At 64.0% G+C, this 16,460-nt stretch carries 19 protein-coding genes; 11 read left to right on the top strand and 8 right to left on the bottom strand.

What is annotated here, in order from left to right; genetic code table 11:
- Position 1: 1 nt before the first annotated feature.
- On the bottom strand, positions 2–538 hold the full coding sequence (locus LB541_RS04055) for a tripartite tricarboxylate transporter TctB family protein (protein ID WP_140879542.1): 537 nt from the start codon (positions 536–538) through the stop codon (positions 2–4).
- 130 nt (positions 539–668) lie between these two features.
- Positions 669–1,646 (bottom strand): Bug family tripartite tricarboxylate transporter substrate binding protein, encoded by a 978-nt coding sequence (locus tag LB541_RS04050; protein WP_140496391.1) that lies wholly within the window; start codon positions 1,644–1,646, stop codon positions 669–671.
- A 183-nt stretch (positions 1,647–1,829) separates the two neighbouring features.
- On the opposite strand from LB541_RS04050, the gene LB541_RS04045 reads away from it, so the two are divergent.
- Positions 1,830–2,678: an IclR family transcriptional regulator gene (locus LB541_RS04045; protein WP_224518921.1), complete on the top strand. Its 849-nt coding sequence runs from the start codon at positions 1,830–1,832 to the stop codon at positions 2,676–2,678.
- A 112-nt stretch (positions 2,679–2,790) separates the two neighbouring features.
- Here the strand turns inward: LB541_RS04045 and LB541_RS04040 are convergent, their stop codons facing one another.
- On the bottom strand, positions 2,791–3,330 hold the full coding sequence (locus LB541_RS04040; protein WP_140560257.1) for a GNAT family N-acetyltransferase: 540 nt from the start codon (positions 3,328–3,330) through the stop codon (positions 2,791–2,793).
- 309 nt (positions 3,331–3,639) lie between these two features.
- On the opposite strand from LB541_RS04040, the gene LB541_RS04035 reads away from it, so the two are divergent.
- The 3 genes from LB541_RS04035 to LB541_RS04025 all read left to right on the top strand — a co-directional run bounded on the left by LB541_RS04035 (position 3,640) and on the right by LB541_RS04025 (position 6,673).
- Complete coding sequence (locus tag LB541_RS04035) at positions 3,640–4,617, top strand: tripartite tricarboxylate transporter substrate-binding protein (protein WP_224617907.1); 978 nt, start codon at positions 3,640–3,642, stop codon at positions 4,615–4,617.
- Between the two features lie 75 nt (positions 4,618–4,692).
- Positions 4,693–5,154, top strand: coding sequence for a tripartite tricarboxylate transporter TctB family protein (locus LB541_RS04030; protein ID WP_140513749.1), 462 nt, complete (start codon positions 4,693–4,695; stop codon positions 5,152–5,154).
- 10 nt (positions 5,155–5,164) lie between these two features.
- Positions 5,165–6,673 carry a tripartite tricarboxylate transporter permease gene (locus LB541_RS04025; RefSeq protein WP_140513750.1) on the top strand — a complete coding sequence of 503 codons (1,509 nt, stop codon included), beginning with the start codon at positions 5,165–5,167 and terminating at the stop codon, positions 6,671–6,673.
- 1 nt (position 6,674) lies between these two features.
- On the opposite strand, the gene nth is transcribed toward LB541_RS04025, so the two are convergent.
- On the bottom strand, positions 6,675–7,478 hold the full coding sequence (nth, locus tag LB541_RS04020; protein ID WP_140560249.1) for an endonuclease III: 804 nt from the start codon (positions 7,476–7,478) through the stop codon (positions 6,675–6,677).
- A gap of 22 nt (positions 7,479–7,500) precedes the next feature.
- On the opposite strand from nth, the gene LB541_RS04015 reads away from it, so the two are divergent.
- Positions 7,501–7,995 carry a DUF2244 domain-containing protein gene (locus LB541_RS04015; protein ID WP_140500184.1) on the top strand — a complete coding sequence of 165 codons (495 nt, stop codon included), beginning with the start codon at positions 7,501–7,503 and terminating at the stop codon, positions 7,993–7,995.
- A 45-nt stretch (positions 7,996–8,040) separates the two neighbouring features.
- On the opposite strand, the gene LB541_RS04010 is transcribed toward LB541_RS04015, so the two are convergent.
- Positions 8,041–8,856: a class I SAM-dependent methyltransferase gene (locus tag LB541_RS04010; RefSeq protein ID WP_140558411.1), complete on the bottom strand. Its 816-nt coding sequence runs from the start codon at positions 8,854–8,856 to the stop codon at positions 8,041–8,043.
- A gap of 114 nt (positions 8,857–8,970) precedes the next feature.
- On the opposite strand from LB541_RS04010, the gene LB541_RS04005 reads away from it, so the two are divergent.
- The 4 genes from LB541_RS04005 (at position 8,971) to LB541_RS03990 (ending at position 13,090) form a co-directional block, all read left to right on the top strand.
- Positions 8,971–9,849: a methylated-DNA--[protein]-cysteine S-methyltransferase gene (locus LB541_RS04005; protein WP_140500187.1), complete on the top strand. Its 879-nt coding sequence runs from the start codon at positions 8,971–8,973 to the stop codon at positions 9,847–9,849.
- A gap of 161 nt (positions 9,850–10,010) precedes the next feature.
- Complete coding sequence (locus LB541_RS04000) at positions 10,011–10,916, top strand: ribokinase (RefSeq protein ID WP_224617906.1); 906 nt, start codon at positions 10,011–10,013, stop codon at positions 10,914–10,916.
- A gap of 9 nt (positions 10,917–10,925) precedes the next feature.
- Positions 10,926–12,365, top strand: a complete 1,440-nt coding sequence (locus tag LB541_RS03995; protein ID WP_224617905.1) for an amidase — start codon at positions 10,926–10,928, stop codon at positions 12,363–12,365.
- A 110-nt stretch (positions 12,366–12,475) separates the two neighbouring features.
- Positions 12,476–13,090 (top strand): LysE family translocator, encoded by a 615-nt coding sequence (locus LB541_RS03990; protein ID WP_140522507.1) that lies wholly within the window; start codon positions 12,476–12,478, stop codon positions 13,088–13,090.
- 173 nt (positions 13,091–13,263) lie between these two features.
- Here LB541_RS03990 and LB541_RS03985 read toward each other — a convergent pair whose 3' ends face one another.
- The gene (locus LB541_RS03985) at positions 13,264–14,205 is read right to left on the bottom strand and encodes a nucleoside hydrolase (RefSeq protein WP_140500193.1); all 942 of its coding nucleotides are present in this window, start codon (positions 14,203–14,205) and stop codon (positions 13,264–13,266) included.
- Between the two features lie 301 nt (positions 14,206–14,506).
- Between LB541_RS03985 and LB541_RS03980 the strand changes: the two genes are divergently transcribed.
- Together LB541_RS03980 and LB541_RS03975 are read left to right on the top strand one after the other, a co-directional pair.
- Positions 14,507–14,932: an Hsp20 family protein gene (locus tag LB541_RS03980; protein ID WP_013893014.1), complete on the top strand. Its 426-nt coding sequence runs from the start codon at positions 14,507–14,509 to the stop codon at positions 14,930–14,932.
- 76 nt (positions 14,933–15,008) lie between these two features.
- The gene (locus tag LB541_RS03975; RefSeq protein WP_140500195.1) at positions 15,009–15,278 is read left to right on the top strand and encodes a DUF1150 family protein; all 270 of its coding nucleotides are present in this window, start codon (positions 15,009–15,011) and stop codon (positions 15,276–15,278) included.
- Positions 15,279–15,345: 67 nt separating this feature from the next.
- Here the strand turns inward: LB541_RS03975 and ptsN are convergent, their stop codons facing one another.
- The gene (gene ptsN / locus LB541_RS03970; RefSeq protein WP_135898701.1) at positions 15,346–15,810 is read right to left on the bottom strand and encodes a PTS IIA-like nitrogen regulatory protein PtsN; all 465 of its coding nucleotides are present in this window, start codon (positions 15,808–15,810) and stop codon (positions 15,346–15,348) included.
- A 58-nt stretch (positions 15,811–15,868) separates the two neighbouring features.
- Positions 15,869–16,447: a ribosome hibernation-promoting factor, HPF/YfiA family gene (hpf, locus tag LB541_RS03965; RefSeq protein WP_140500197.1), complete on the bottom strand. Its 579-nt coding sequence runs from the start codon at positions 16,445–16,447 to the stop codon at positions 15,869–15,871.
- Between the last annotated feature and the right edge of the window lie 13 nt (positions 16,448–16,460).

Below are 16,460 nucleotides of genomic sequence, written 5' to 3'. Positions count from 1 at the left end.
GTCAGCCCCTCAGCGTGCTGGTGAACGCATCGATTACCGTATTCAGCTGGTTCTCGATGAAACCGGCGCCGATATTGACGCCGAGCGCCCTGGCGAAGCCGAAATAGGCGGCCAGCGCCAGCACGAGGCCAGTGAGCGCATCGCGCAGCGTATGCCGGCTGCCGAAGCCGTAGCAGACCAGAACGAACATGATGACGGATGCCGCGGTGAAGCCGAGCGGCTGGATCAGGAGCAGGTTGGCGACAAGGCCGATGACGACGAAGCCCATCGCCTTCCAGTCGGTCGGCGTCTCCCTTTCCTCTTCCGGCTGCCAGCCGCCGCGCAGTGCGGCGACGATGAGCAGGAGCGAAAGAACCACCAGCCCGAACATGGTGAGATAGGGAAAGACGGTCGGGCCGACCTTGGAGTAGAGCGGCGACACCGGGATCGCCAAGGTCTGCCAGGCAACCGCCCCGGCACAGGCCAGAAGCCCGATGCCGATCAACAGTTCGGGTACGGCAAGGCGCGAGGACGCAGCCTGCTGGTCGCTGGTGCTCATGAATGTCCTCCCAAGGCAGCCGGCGTCTCACAGTCGGCTTTTATTCTATCTTCACCCCCGGTGGATCGCATGTCCATGCGAACGGCGGGAGGAAAAAGGGCGGACCATGGACCCGCCCTCTTCAGGGAAATCAGGCGAGCCCGAGATCCTTGAGGATGGCTTCGATGCGGGCCGTATCCTCGGCAAGGAACTTCGCATAATCGTCGCCGGTGAGCAGGATGGGCGTCCAGTTGCGGTTCTTGCATTCCGTGGCCCAGGCATCGCTCTTGGCCATGGTCTCGACCAGCGTGATCATCGCCGCCTTATCGGTATCGGAGACACCGGGGGGTGCGAAGACGCCGCGCCAGTTGAACAGTTCGACGTCGATGCCGGCTTCCTTCAGCGTTGGCGCATCGATGCCCTCCTGCCGCTTGTCGGCGGAAATGGCGAGCAGCCTGAGCGCCCCTGCCTTGACCTGTTCGGAGAACTCGCCAAAGCCGGAAATGCCCGCCGCCACCTGGTTGCCGAGCAGCGCTGACAGCGCCTCGCCGCCGCCCGCGAACGGCACGTAGGACAGGTTTGTCGCCGGCACGCCCGCCGTCTTGGCGATCAGGCCGAACAGGATATGGTCCGAACCGCCGGCCGAGCCGCCGGCGACGGGAACCTTCGTCGGATCCTCTTTAAGCGCGGCGACGAAGTCGGCGGCCGTCTTGAACGGCGAGGCCGCCGGCACCACCAGCGCTTCGAACTCGCCGGTGAGCCGGGCGATCGGCGTGACCTGCGTCAAATTATTGGCAGCCTTGTTGGCGATGATGGCGCCGACCATGACCATGCCGCCGACCATCAGCGAATTGCCCTTGCCGTTCCATTGACTGATGAATTGCGGCAGCCCGACCGTGCCGCCGGCGCCGCCGACATTGGTGATCTGCGAGCCGGAGATCAGCTTCTCGCTGCGCAGCACCTGGTCCATCGTGCGCGCGGTCTGGTCCCAGCCGCCACCGGGCGCCGCCGGCACGAAAATCTGGATCTGCGGCGTGCCTTGGGCAAGAGCGGGAGAAAGACGCGACGCCACCAGCCCGGCGGCCCCCGCGGCAGCGGTGCTCATCAAAAATTTGCGTCTGTTCAGCATGGGATTCCTCCAAATCACGACACCTCCTCCGGTGCCCGCCAAAAACGCGCCTGAAACCAGACCCGTGCTTGAGTTCAAGCAGACTTTACCGCGTTCCGTCAACAGGAACGATATTCTGCTGGACAGAATGCTTGAGCTGCGCGACACAATCGCGCCGCTCGACCTTTGTTCGACTGGGGACCAATGAATTCGGCAGGCAAACCAGCTGGCATCGAAATCCGGAGCGCGTCAGCCGACGGTGTTGCCGCGCTTGACCGGGCCATTGCCATCCTCGATGCATTCACCACGGCGGACCGCTCGCTCAGCCTTTCCGAGATCGCGGCCCGAACCGGCCTCTATAAGAGCACCATTCTGCGCCTGGCCAATTCGCTTTTGCGCGGACAATTGCTCGAGCGCCTGGACGACGGCCGCTACCGCATCGGACCGGCCAGCTTCCGGCTCGGCGCGCTCTATCAGCGGTCGGTCGTGGCGGTCGACATCCTGCTGCCGATCATGCGCGATCTCTGCGAGCTAAGCTGGGAAAGCGTTGCGTTCTATGTCCAGTCGGGAGACGTGCGCACCTGTCTCTATCGCGTCGAGTCCAAGCATCCTATCCGCTATACGATTCGCGAGGGTGACGTCCTGCCGTTGCTGGTGGGCTCCGGCGGGCGTGTGCTGGCGGCGTTTTCCGGACAGCCGGGCGAACCCTACGAAACCATCCGCAAGACCTGCAACTGCCTCGCCATCGGCGACCGCGACCCGCAGACGGCGGGCGTCTCGGCGCCGGTGTTCGGGCCTGGGCGGGTTCTGCTCGGCGCCTTGACCCTGGCCGGCCCGAGCACACGCGTCGACGCGGCCTTCCTGCGGCGCATGCGGCGGCCGCTGCTCGAGGCTGCGGCCCGCGCCACCCGCGCCTTCGGCGAGGATGCCTCGATGCTCGATGAAGCGGCTCGCGAAGCCGCGGTGCAAACGGATAATGCCAGTCCCGGCGCGGTTATCAGGAGCAGACGGCGTTCTCGGATCATTTCGACGCCCTTGCGGAACGACCGCTAATGCATGCCGCCCAAAGGGACCTCGGCTTTGGGAGAACGACGTAAAACAAGAAAGCTAAGCGCAGCGCATGAATCCGTTTCGACGCCGCGCGCTTTAGGCACTTGGCGAGTGCTCAGGCCAACCGCTCCAGCAGGATGGTCGGGGTTTCGTGATAGATGGTCCGCGCCACCTCCCGGTAGCCGCACTTCGTCGCCACGTTCAAGGAAGCGGTGTTTTCGGGGTCGATGATGCAGACGGTTTTGCCACGTCCGAAGGTCTCGTCGCCCCAGCCAAGCACGCGGCTGACGATCTCGGTGGCGAGGCCGGCGCCGTGGGCGGCCGGAGCGAGCGCCCACCCGGCCTCCGGAATGCCCTCTATCGGCGGCTCCATATCGCGCTTGAGGTCGTGAAACCCGGCCTCACCGACGAAACGGCCCGTCGCCTTGTCCTCGATCGCCCAGAAACCGTAGCCGAGCAGCGACCAGAGCCCGGCGTGACGCAGGAAGCGCATCCAGCTCTCTTCCCGCGTGCGCGGCCTGCCGCCGATGAAGCGGGTGACGACCGGATCGGCCCACATGGCGACATAGGCGTCGAAATCCTCCAGCCGGTGCGCTCGCAGGATGGCGCGCGTCGTTTCGATAATCGGAACGCCGCTTGTGTCGTGATGGTTCATGGGTCGCCCTCGCTCAAACCTGCAAAGCACCTAACAAATCACCGGCCGCGAGCAAGGGCCAGGCCGGCGCGGATCATCTTCCAGACAGACGGCGCGCGCTTGGCGTGTCTCGATCCAGCCGGGACAGTCGTTCCTCCGATGGTCCGGCCGCGCCTCATGGGCCGCCAGCCAGAACGGTTGCGGATATCAGCACTTTGCCATTTGAGTACGATTGCAATCTGTTAGCCTGCCCTAGTTGTATCCGTGCAGCCGGTGTCGAGGAGAACTCCGCGCGGCGGTTGAAGATTTAAGCTCTGGGAGGAAATCACGATGAGAAGATTTGTCGCCGCTCTGGCTGCCGCCGTGGCGGTCATGCTTTATCCCGTCGCCGCAGGCGCGCAAACCTATCCCGAACGCACCATCACCGTCGTGGTGCCGTTTGCGGCCGGCGGCCCGACCGACACGGTCACGCGTCTTGTCGCGGAAGCCATGTCCAAGGATCTCGGCCAGCAGGTCATCGTCGAGAATGTCGGCGGCGCCGGTGGCACGCTGGGCGCTGGCCGCGTCGCGAAGGCCGAGCCGGACGGTTACACCCTGCTCCTCCATCACATCGGCATGGCCACCAGTGCCACACTCTACCGAAAGCTCGCCTACGACACGCTGAACGCCTTCGAATATGTCGGCCTCGTCACCGAGGTGCCAATGACCATCGTTGGCCGAAAGGACCTCGAGCCGGCCGATTTGAAGGGATTGGTCGAGTACGCCAAGGCCAACAAGGATAGCGTCACCGTAGCCAATGCCGGCATAGGTGCTGCCTCGCATCTCTGCGGCATGCTGTTCATGAGCGCTATCAAGACGCCGCTGGTCACCGTCCCCTACAAGGGCACCGGCCCGGCCATGACCGATCTCCTCGGCGGCCAGGTCGACATCATGTGCGACCAGACGACCAACACCACCAAGCAGATCCAGGGCGGCACGATCAAGGCTTACGCCGTCACCTCGCCGGAGCGCCTCGATGTGCTGCCCGATGTCCCGACGACGACGGAAGCCGGCCTTCCCGACGTGCAGGTCAGCATCTGGCACGGTCTTTATGCCCCCAAGGGCACTCCGGCGGAGATCACCGAACGGCTGTCGAAATCCCTGCAGGTCGCGCTGAAGGACGAGAACGTCGCCGCCCGCTTCGCCGAGCTCGGCACCAGGCCGTCGCCGCAGGCCGACGCGACGCCGGCCGCGCTGAAGGCCAAGCTGGAAAACGAGATCGTTCGCTGGAAGCCGATCATCGAAGCCGCCGGCCAGTACGCCGACTGAGGTTTGAACGGGGCGCCGCCGGCGCCCCGTTCTCGCTTCGGTATCGTCGCGCGCCCGCAGCCTGGGAGGAATGTCATGAAGGCTTTCGCAATCGACAGGACGAACGGCATATGCGCTGCGCTGTTCATCGTTTTCGGCGCATTTTTCGCGTTGCAGTCGCTCGGCCTGGAAATCGGCACCGCCTTCCGCATGGGGCCGGGCTATTTCCCGCTGGTGCTGGCGATCGTGCTGATCCTGCTTGGCCTCGTCATCCTCTTCCAGGCGGTGCGATTCGAGGGCGATCCGATCGGCTACATTGCGTGGCGCGGCTCGCTGTTCATCCTTCCCGCTCCGATCTTCTTCGGCCTGACGGTGCGCGGCCTCGGCTTCATTCCGTCAATCTTCCTGACGGCGCTGATCGCATCGTTCGCCAGCGGCCGCATGAAACCGCTGACCGCGTTCGTGCTGTCGGCTGGCCTGACCCTGTTTGCATTTTTCGTCTTCAGCTACGCACTCGGCCTTCCGTTCCGGCGCTTTGGCCCATGGCTGCCATTGTGAGGAGATGAGCATGGAGCTCCTCGACAATCTGGCGCTCGGCTTTTCGACCGCTTCATCGCTGACGAACCTTGGTTTCTGCCTGATCGGCGTCCTTCTTGGCACGCTGATCGGCGTCCTGCCCGGGATCGGCGCCACCGCGACCATCGCCATGCTCTTGCCGATCACCTTTCAGATCGGCGACCCGGTTTCCTCCCTCATCATGCTCGCCGGCATCTATTACGGTGCGCAATATGGCGGCTCGACCACAGCCATTCTCATCAACATGCCCGGCGAATCGTCCTCGGCCGTCACGGCGATCGACGGCTATCAGATGGCCAGGAACGGCCGCGCCGGCGCGGCACTCGCGATCGCGGCGATCGGTTCGTTCTTCGCCGGCACGGTGTCGACCTTCCTCGTCGCCATCTTCGCCCCGCCGCTGACCTCGATCGCGCTGGAATTCGGCGCGGCCGAATATTTTTCGCTGATGGTCGTCGGCCTCGTCTCGTCGGTCGCGCTTGCGCACGGTTCGATCGTCAAGGCGCTGGCGATGGTCGTGCTCGGTCTGTTGCTCGGCATTGTCGGCACCGATATCTACACCGGCACGCCGCGCTTCACGCTCGGTATCCCCGAATATGCCGACGGGCTGAATTTCGTCGCCGTGGCGGTCGGCGTCTTCGGCATCGCCGAGATCCTTCGCAACCTCGAAAACGAGCATGAGCGCTCGGTGATGATCCGAAAGGTTTCCGGCCTCATGCCCACCCGCGACGACTTCAGGCGCATGGCGGCGCCCATCGTGCGCGGAACGATCATCGGTTCAGCGCTCGGCATCCTGCCGGGAGGCGGCGCGATCCTCGCGGCCTTTGCCTCCTACACGGTCGAAAAGCGCGTATCGAAAAACCCCGAAGAATTCGGCAAGGGCGCGATCGCAGGTGTCGCCGGGCCGGAATCGGCCAACAATGCCGGCGCGCAGACCTCCTTCATCCCCATGCTGACGCTCGGCATTCCAGCCAATCCGGTCATGGCGCTGATGATCGGCGCGATGATCATCCAGGGCATCGTGCCCGGCCCGAATGTCGCGACCGAACAGCCGGCGCTTTTCTGGGGCATCATCGCCTCCATGTGGATCGGCAACCTGATGCTGATCGTCCTGAACCTGCCGCTGATCGGGCTCTGGGTGAAGCTGCTTACGATCCCCTATTACGTGCTTTTCCCGATCATCATGGCGTTCTGCTCGATCGGCGTTTACAGCGTCAACACCAATGTCTACGACCTCTACGCCGTCGCCTTTTTCGGCTTCCTCGGCTATCTCCTGACCAAACTGCGCTGCGAACCCGCGCCCCTGCTGCTCGGCTTCGTGCTTGGCCCCCTGCTTGAGGAAAATCTCCGCCGGGCCATGATTCTGTCGCGTGGCGATCCCAGCGCCTTCGTGACGAGACCGATCAGCGCCGGCCTGCTCCTCATCGCGCTCGCCGTGCTCGTCATCGTCTTCCTGCCCGCGGTCAAGAAGAAGCGCGAAGAGGTGTTTGTGGAGGAGAGTTAACTTATTGAATTCCGCTCGCTTCCTCGAGCGGAGCGATCTCGACCAGCGGCGCCGGCACGCTGGTCGTCTTTTCCTGCGCCTTGCAGAGGTCGGCGATGACGCAGGCCGGGCAATCCGGCTTGCGCGCCTTGCAGACGTAGCGGCCATGCAGGATCAGCCAGTGATGCGCGTGGCGCATATATTCGTCGGGAATGATCTTCAACAGCCCCTGCTCGACCTGGTCGGGCGTCTTGCCGGGCGCCAGTCCTATGCGGTTGCCGATGCGGAAGATGTGCGTGTCGACGGCCATCGTGTGCTGGCCGAAGGCCATGTTGAGCACGACATTGGCGGTCTTGCGCCCGACCCCCGGCAATTTGACCAGTTCGTCCCGGCTGTCCGGCACCTCGCCACCATGATCGCGAATCAATGCCTGCGACAACGCGATGACGTTCTTGGCCTTGTTGCGCCACAGACCGATGGTCCTGATATAGTCGCCGACCCTGGCCTCACCCAGATCCAGCATTTTGCGCGGCGTATCGGCGATCTTGAACAGCGCCCGTGTCGCCTTGTTGACGCCGGCGTCGGTCGCCTGCGCCGACAGCACGACGGCCACCAGCAGGGTGAAGGGGTTTACATGTTCGAGCTCGCCCTTCGGCTCCGGCCGCTGGACGGCAAAGCGCCGGAAAATCTCGTGCACCTCCGCCGGACTGTAGAGCGTTCTGGATCGGGCCGGCCTGGGGCTCGGCTTGGCGTTCGAGCCGTCGCGCCGTCCAGGCGGTGGCTTCTTTTCGGATTGTGCGGGTACTTTGGACTTGGGGCTTGCCATTTCCTTCCTATAATATCCAGATATGAACGACACAAATGCCTCGTTCCAGGCGGACGAACCCTTCTTCAGCGCCTTGCTGACCCCGCACCGGTCGCTGGGCAAGACCGGCTTCGCCGTGCTGATGGTCGCGCTGCTGTTCGGCTGGCTGGTGACCGGGGCTTTTTTCCTGTCGCGCGGCGCCTGGCCGGTTTTCGGCTTCTTCGGTCTGGACGTTGTCGCCGTCTACATTGCCTTCCGCATGAACTACCGTGCCGCCCGCGCCCGCGAGGAGGTGTCGATCTCGCGCACCAGTCTCGATATCCGCAAGACCGCGCCGTCGGGAAAATCGGAAGCGCACCGCTTCAACCCGTTCTGGGCGCGCTTTTCGGTCGCCCGTCACGCCGAAATCGGCATCACCCGGATGGCGGTCGAGGCGCAGGGACAAAACGTGGCGATCGGCGGCTTTCTCGACCCCGATTCCCGCGAAAGCTTCGCCACCGCCTTTTCACGTGCGCTCGCCACCGCCAAGGCGCGCTAGCCGAACAGCTTGCGTCCGGACCGCGTCGAACAAGGGTACGACGTTTCAGAAGCGATAGCGCAAAAGCCTGCCGATCTTGCGCAGTGCGGGAATGTATTTCCAAAGCCGAACGAACAGCTGCGCGGGCCAGCCCATGCGGGCGGCGTGTTCAGGTCCATAGGCCGGAATGTCTTCGATGAATCGCAGCTTCGGGACAGCCAGTTCCAGTTCGCGCGGATCCTCGATCGCCCAGTGGACCTCGGCGCCTGTCGCCCTGATCGCCGGATTGAGGCGCAGCAGCTTCAGGCCGAAACCGCTGTAAGCGTCGAAAATCAGGTCGCCGCCGGCAAGATGTATGACCAGGCGCGAGAACAGGCGGAACCCTTCCTCGGCCGGGAGATAGGGCGTCAGCCCCTCCGCCACCACGATGGCCGGTCGGTTGCGGGGCACTTCAGCCAGCCAGTCCGGCTCTGTTACCGACGAAGCGATGAGGCGATAGCGGTCGCGCGGCGGGTAAAGCTTGCGCCTGAGTTCAATGACTTCCGGATAGTCGACATCGAACCAGTCCACGCCTGGCGGCGGATCGACCCGGAAGATGCGCGTGTCGAGCCCGCACCCCAGATGCAGCACGATGGCATCAGGATTTCTGGCCAAAAACTCCTCGACGCGGACGTCCAGCGTCTTTGCCCTGATCGCCAGGCCGATGCCGAGATTGCTGTCGACCTTGAGTCTTGAGAAATCATAGTCGATCTTACGCACCGCCTCGTCGGCGAAACGATCCCCAAGCAGCGAATGGGGCATCCGGCTTTCCAGCGCCTTGCCGTAGAGCGTCATCAGCAAGGTTTCTTTCGCGCCGGCGAGATTTACCTTTTCACCCGCCATGGCGACTCCTGGGCTCGAAAACCAGAGTTTATCTGGGTATGCGCCGCAAGAAGGCAAGTTTCGGGTGGTGATCGGCGCCCCAAGGGCTGATATTCCGGCTCAAGGAGAAGTCCCATGAGTACACAGACAGCAGTCCTCAAGAAGGACATCACGCCCGAAGGCAGCGACTACGAAATCGTGCGCCGCGCCATCGAGAAGATCAGCCTCGACTATCGCGACCAGCCTTCCCTCGAGGAGCTTGCAGAGGAGGTCGGCGAGACGCCGACCGGCCTGCAGAAGCTGTTCACACGCTGGGCCGGCCTTTCGCCCAAGGCTTTCCTGCAGGCGGTGACGCTGGACCATGCCCGCAGGCTGCTCGATTCCGGCATGCCGCTGCTTGAAACATCGTTCGAGCTCGGCATGTCCGGCCCCGGCCGGCTGCACGACCTGTTCGTCACCCATGAGGCGATGTCGCCGGGCGACTACAAGACGCGCGGCGCCGGGCTCACCATCCGCTATGGCTATCATAGCTCGCCATTCGGCACCGCCCTGATCATGGCCACCGACCGCGGGCTTGCCGGCCTCGCCTTTAGCGATCCGGGCGAGGAACGCGCCGCTTTCGCCGATATGTCCAGCCGCTGGCCGAATGCCGTCTATGTCGAGGACATGGCCGCGACCGGTCCCTACGCCGCACGCATCTTCGACCCGACGCTGTGGCGCCCGGACCAGCCGCTGCATGTCGTGATGATCGGCACCGACTTCCAGGTTCGCGTCTGGGAGGCCTTGCTCCAGATTCCGATGGGCAAGGCTCGCACCTATTCCTCGATTGCCGCCAGCATCGGCGCGCCGAGCGCCAGCCGCGCCGTCGGCGCCGCCAACGGCGCCAACCCGCTCTCCTTCGTGGTGCCTTGCCACCGCGCCATCGGCAAATCCGGCGACCTCACCGGCTACCACTGGGGCCTGACCCGCAAGCGCGCCATTCTGGGCTGGGAGGCTGGACAGGTCACCTCTTGAAATCGGGAACGCCGGCAACTTCCGCCGGCATTGTCACGTGGAAAACGACGACGCCCCGCTGACTCGCATGACGCGGCACCGCAGCGCTTGCCATATCGGCATGCACTGGAAAGCAACGATCTTACAGGATAGCTTCCCGCTCATTCATGAGGAGGCATTCCTTGATCATCGTCGTCGGCTCGATCAATCTCGACCTTATTGCCAATGTCGACCGCTTGCCGAGCCCTGGCGAGACGGTGAGCGGCTCCGGTTTCGCCACCGCGCCCGGTGGCAAGGGCGCCAACCAGGCGTTGGCCGCCGCGCGCGCCGGCGCCAAGGTGCGCATGGTGGGAGCCGTCGGCAAGGATAGTTTCGCCGGCGAGGCCCTGGCGCTGCTGCGCCAGGCCAAGGTGGATCTGTCTGGCGTGGGCGAAACTTTTGCCTCGACGGGCACCGCGCTGATCATGGTCGGCGACGATGGCGAGAACATTATCGCCGTGGTGCCGGGTGCCAACGCCTCGGTGCTGCCCGGCGACCTGGCCAAGGCCTTCCCCCGAAAAGGCGATGTCGTGCTCCTGCAACACGAGATCCCGCTTGCGACCGTCGAAGCCGCGCTCGATCAGGCAAGCGCGGCCGGTGCCGTCACCGTGCTCAACACCGCACCCTTCCATCGCGACGCGGCCGGCTTACTCGGCAAGGCCGACTATGTCGTCGCCAACGAGACCGAGTTCGACCTGTATGGCGAGGTGCTGTCGCTGAGCGGGCGCGACCACGCGGCACGGATGCGCGACTTTGCCGGGAAAACCGGCCGCACCATCGTCGTCACGCTCGGCGGCGACGGCGTGATGGCGGCGACGCCGACCGATTCCCTGACGGTTCCCGCATTGAAGATCACCCCGGTCGACACGGTTGGTGCAGGCGACACCTTTTGCGGCTATTTCGCCGCCAGCCTGTCGTCGGGCCTGCCCCTCGAACAGGCGCTCGCCCGGGCCGGCGCGGCCGGCTCGCTGGCATGCCTGAAGCCGGGCGCCCAGCCGGCCATCCCGTTGGCCGCCGATGTCGACCAGGCACTCCTGAAATCCCGCTGAGACGACAGAATGCGCCCCCAGACAAAGCATGCCGCGCCACCGGCCGGCGACATCTGCCGCCTGTCTGCCGTCGAACTGGCCGACGCGATCCGGCAAAGGAAACTTTCGGTACGTGAGGTCGTGACGGCATTCCTCGACCGCGTCGAAGCCGTCAACCCGCTCGTCAACGCCATCGTTTCCTTGCGCGATCGTAGCGATATCCTGCGCGAGGCCGACGCAGCCGATGCCCGTCCGGACCGGGCCGGTGCGCTCTTCGGCCTGCCGATCGCGGTCAAGGATCTCGCAATGACCCGCGGCCTGCGCACCTCCTTCGGCTCGCCGATCTTCGCCGATTTCGTGCCGCAGGAGGACGATTTCTTCGTCGAGCGCATGCGCAAGGCCGGCGCCATCATCATCGGCAAGACCAACGTTCCCGAATTCGGCCTCGGCTCCAACACCTACAATCCCGTGTTCGGCCCGACGCTGAACGCCTTTGATCCAGATTTGAGCGCCGGCGGCTCGAGCGGCGGCGCCGCGGTGGCGCTGGCGCTGGACATGGTGCCCGTCGCCGACGGCAGCGACTTCGGCGGCTCGTTGCGCAATCCAGCCGCCTGGAACAATGTCTATGGTTTCCGGCCATCGCAGGGGCTCGTCCCCGGCGGCCCGGACGTCGAGGTCTTTCATGCCCAGATGGGCGTCGATGGGCCGATGGGGCGCAATGTCGGCGACATGGCGCTGCTGCTCGACGTGCAGGCGGGCTATCATCCGCGCGCACCCTTGTCCTATGAGAAACAAGGCTCCTTCCTCGAAGGCCTGCATGTGCCCGCCAAAGGCGGCCGTGTCGCCTGGCTCGGTGATCTGGGCGGGCATTTGCCCATGGAGCCCGGCATCCTCGAGCTCTGCCGAGCCGCGCTCGACCGCTTCGGGCAGGCCTCGTTCAAGGCCGAGGCACTGGTGCCGGATTTTGATTTCGAGGCCTTGTGGCAGGCCTTCGTGACGTTGCGCCAGGCAAGCAGCGGCTGCGCGCTGAAAGTGCATTATGACGATCCCGCCAGGCGCGCCCTGTTGAAGCCCGAAGCCGTCTGGGAGGTGGAGAACGCGCAACTCCTGACGGCGCCTCGGATTCGCGCCGCCTCGGTCGTCCGGACGTCCTGGTACCGGACGCTGCTGTCGCTGTTCGACCGCTTCGATCTCATCGCGTTGCCGACCGCCCAGGTCTTTCCGTTCGACGTCGGCACCCATTGGCCGCGGGAGATCGCCGGCCGGCCGATGGACAGCTATCACCGCTGGATGCAGGTTTCGGCGCCCGCCACCATGGGCGGCTGCCCGGCCGTCAGCGTGCCGGTCGGCTTCGACGCCAGAGGCCGGCCGATGGGCATGCAGCTGATCGGCCGGCCGCGTGGCGACATGGCTGTGCTGAAGGCGGCGGCGGCCTATGAGGCGACGCTGCCGTGGCCGTCCGGCGCCTGAATCCGGTGCATCTGCGTATCGCGCGGCTCCATGTGCCGGCTTGCACCGGCATCGCCGCCATGCATTGATTGTGGCGCCGCACAGGCGGCATTCTGCCCGAGGGAAAAATCATGTCGCTGGAACTCTATGCCGCCTATGTCCTTGCGTGCGTCGTCATCATCCTGGTGCCAGGGCCGACGGTCACGCTGATCATCGCCAACAGCATCCGTCATGGCTCCCGCGCCGGCCTGGCCAATGTCGCCGGCACGCAGGCCGGCCTGGCGGTCATGATCGCCATCGTCGGCATCGGCCTCAACACGCTGATATCGGGTATGGGGCACTGGTTCGAATGGGTGCGGCTGATCGGTGCCGCCTACCTGATCTGGATGGGCGTGCAGATGTTCCGGTCCAAGGGCAAGCTGAACGCCGACGGAACGGCGCGGAAGCCGCGCGGCGGCTTTTTCGTGCAGGGCCTGCTGGTAGCGCTCAGCAACCCGAAGACGCTGATCTTCTTCGGCGCCTTCTTTCCGCAATTCATCGCGCCGCAAGGCAATTATTCGCTGCAGATCGCCGTCATGGGCCTCACCGCCATGATCTTCGCCGCCATGTCGGATTCGACTTATGCGCTGGCCGCCGGCCGCGCCGGTCGCATCCTGTCCGCCCGCCGCGTCAAGCTCCTGTCCAGGATCAGCGGCAGCTTCATGATCGGCGGCGGCCTGTGGCTGGCGTTTTCACGGTCGAAGTGAGCACCGCCGCCTTTCCTTCCCCCTTGTGGGGGAAGGTGGATCGGCGCGCAACGCCGAGATGGTTGAGGGGTGCGTGACGGAGTGAGGCGTCGGCGTTCCCCGGAACACCCCTCATCCGACCTCGCTTCGCGAGGCCGCCTTTTCCCGCGAGGGGAGAGGGTAAGGAGGCGGATTTAAAGCCGCCCCAGCCGTTCCAGCAACAGCGCGAAGAAGCCGTCATGGTCGATGTCGCCCATCACCTTGGCGTTCTTTTCCCGCTTGGTGACGCCCCACCAGTCGATCACGGTCATGCCCATGGTCAGTTCCGAGCTGGTTTCCACGCTGACATTGCAGTTACGGCCTTTGAACAGCTCCGGTTTCAACAGGTAGGCGATGACGCAGGGGTCATGCAGCGGCCCGCCATCGGTGCCGTATTTCTCCTCGTCGAAACGCTCGAAAAACTCCAGCATCTCGGCCGTTGCGGTACCGACCTTGGTGCCGAGCTTGCGAAAGGCCTGGGTGCGCTTGGCGGTGGTCAGCGCCTTGTGGGTGACGTCGAGCGGCATCAGCACGATCGGAATGCCGGATTTCAACACCACCTCGGCCGCGTGCGGATCGACATAAATGTTGAATTCGGCCGCCGGCGTGACATTGCCGCCTTCGAAGAAGCCACCGCCCATCAGGATGATTTCCTTGATGCGCGGCGCGATCTTCGGCTCGCGGATCAGCGCCAGCGCGATATTGGTGAGCGGCCCGAGAGCGCACAGCGTGATGCTGCCGCTCTCTTCCTTCATCAGCGTCTCGACGATGAAATCGACGGCGTACTTATCCTGCAGCTTCATCGTCGGTTCGGGCAATTGTGGCCCGTTGAGGCCAGTTTGGCCATGCACCGCCTCGGCCGTAACCAGTTCACGCGCCAGCGGACGGACGGCGCCGGCATAGACCTTGATGTCGGGTCGGCCGGCCAGTTCGCAGATCTTGCGGGCGTTCTTTTCGGTAAGGTTCAGCGGCACGTTGCCGGCTACGGCTGATATGCCGACGATCTCCAGCTCGGGGCTGCCAAGCGCCAGCAATATGGCGACGGCATCGTCCTGGCCAGGATCCGTGTCGATGATGATCTTGCGTGTTTGGGGCATTTCAATTCCTTGTTTGGCCATGAGCTCATGCGTCCGAGCGAGCATGCGAAACGCACCGAACCGGCCTTGAGCTGCCGAACCGCTCCGCCCGGGGGACGAATCCCGGCGCAGCGCTTCTCCTTGCATCTCACTGCCGTTTCAAGCGCCATGTCGATCATTCTTGTGAGTCCACGACGTGGTCTTTTTGGGCGGGTGTTTTGATGGCTTGAACTTGGTCGTGGGGCGGACCATATCAAGACCATCGGGAAAAATGCCATCTGGGTTTTTCCAGTTTATGTCGCTCTTGAGAGGACAATGTAACATGAGCCGAATGACGCCTTTCTCCAGCCCGCTTCTCCTGGGTTTCGACGCCATGGAAAAGACGCTGGAGCGCCTGGCGAAATCCGGTGACAGCTATCCTCCTTACAACATCGAGCGGCTCAGCGGCGCCGACGGCAAGGCCGAAAGGCTGCGCATCACGCTCGCTGTCGCCGGTTTCGCCGAAAGCGATCTCGATGTCACCACGGAGGAAAACCAGTTGGTCGTGCGCGGTCGTCAGACCGACGATACCGAGCGCGAATTTCTTCACCGCGGCATCGCCGCACGCCAATTCCAGCGCTGCTTCGTGCTGGCCGACGGCATGCGGGTGATTGCGGCGGAGCTGAAGAACGGCCTTTTGTCGATCGATCTCGATCGGCCCGAGTCCGAGCGGCTGGTACGGAAAATAAACATATCGGTGAAAGACTGATCTTTGCCGATGGCTCTCATGCGGGATGGCCTACTGCCCAGAACCAGGGCGGCGTCTCGCGCCAAGGAGGCTTGAAATGACCAGAACTGACCAAAATCCTACACAAAATCCCACCATGACCAGCGGTGAATTCGCCCATCTCGGCGAGGGCTCGGTCGCTTATCTGCGCAAGGTTACGAGCGAGGAACTGCTCGGCCGTTTCCCGGGCATTGGCGAAATCGCGCCCGGCATGGAATTGTGGGCGCTGTTTGCCGCCAACGGCCAGCCGATCCTGCTTTCAGATGCGCGCGATCGCGCGCTGGCCGGCGCCATGGAAAACGACCTGACCACGGTCGCCATTCATTAAGGCGATTTTCCGCTGAAAACGAACGGGGCCGCCCGTGGCGGCCCTACCATTGTTCATCCAGAAAACGTCAGGCCGCGTGCGAGGCCTGGGTGTCCGATAAAAGCGCGTGGATCGCCACGGCGTCGCGCGTTCCCCTGATCTTGGCCACCGTATCGGCGTCGCGCAGCACCCGCGCAATGCGCGACAGCGCCTTCAGATGATCGGCGCCGGCCCCTTCAGGGGCCAGCAGCAGGAACACCAGGTCGACCGGCTGGTCGTCGAGCGCCTCGAAATCGACCGGCGTCTCCAGGCGGGCGAACACGCCGGCGATGCGCTTCACGCCGGCCAGCTTGCCGTGCGGAATGGCGATGCCGTTGCCGACCCCGGTCGAGCCGAGCCGCTCGCGCTGCAGGATCGTGTCGAACACCTCCCGCTCCGGAATGCCGGAAATCGCGGCCGCCCTCTCCGACAGCAATTGCAGAAGCTGCTTCTTGGAGTTCGCCTTCAACGCCGGCAATATCGCCGGAACGTTGATGAGATCGCTCAGATCCATACTTGAAAATCCCTTGTTCGCCTGCCGTCACCAGTCCCCACCCCTCGTGCGGCCGGTTTTATCCCTGTGCGACCTTGGTCGTGGACGGATCGATCCAGCCGATGTTCCCATCCGGCCGGCGATAGACGATGTTGACGTGATTGTTTCCGGCGTTGCGGAAGACGAAGACCGGACTGTCCTTTGTGTCGAGTTCTATGACCGCCGACGCCACCGACATGGTCTTCAGCGTCATGGTCGATTCGGCGACGATGGCCGGCGCAAAATCCTCCGGAATGTCCTCGTCGTCATCGGCGAGCGGCGCCATCACCGTGTAGGCGATATCGGTGAGCTCGCCATTGCCCGAATTGTGCGATTTCAGCCGGCGCTTGTAGCGCCGAAGCCGGGTTTCCAGACGATCCGCCGCGGCCTCGAAAGCCAGCGTCGGGTCCTGGGCATCGCCGGTCGCCTGCAGCGAAGCGCCGGAATCCAGCCGGATCATGCAATCCGCCGAATAGCGCGAGCCCGATTTGATGACGGTGACATGTCCGGCAAAGCCGCGGTCGAAATATTTGCCGATCGCCTCGCCGACACGATCGTTGATGCGCGTACGGAACGCATCGCCGATATCCATGTGTTTTCCCGATATGCGCAGATTCATCTGAAAACTGACC

This window comes from Mesorhizobium sp. BR1-1-15, from assembly GCF_020165475.1.
GTDB lineage: Bacteria > Pseudomonadota > Alphaproteobacteria > Rhizobiales > Rhizobiaceae > Mesorhizobium.
The sequence above is the reverse complement of the archived record's forward strand: the minus strand, read 5'-3'. Positions and strand labels throughout refer to the sequence as shown.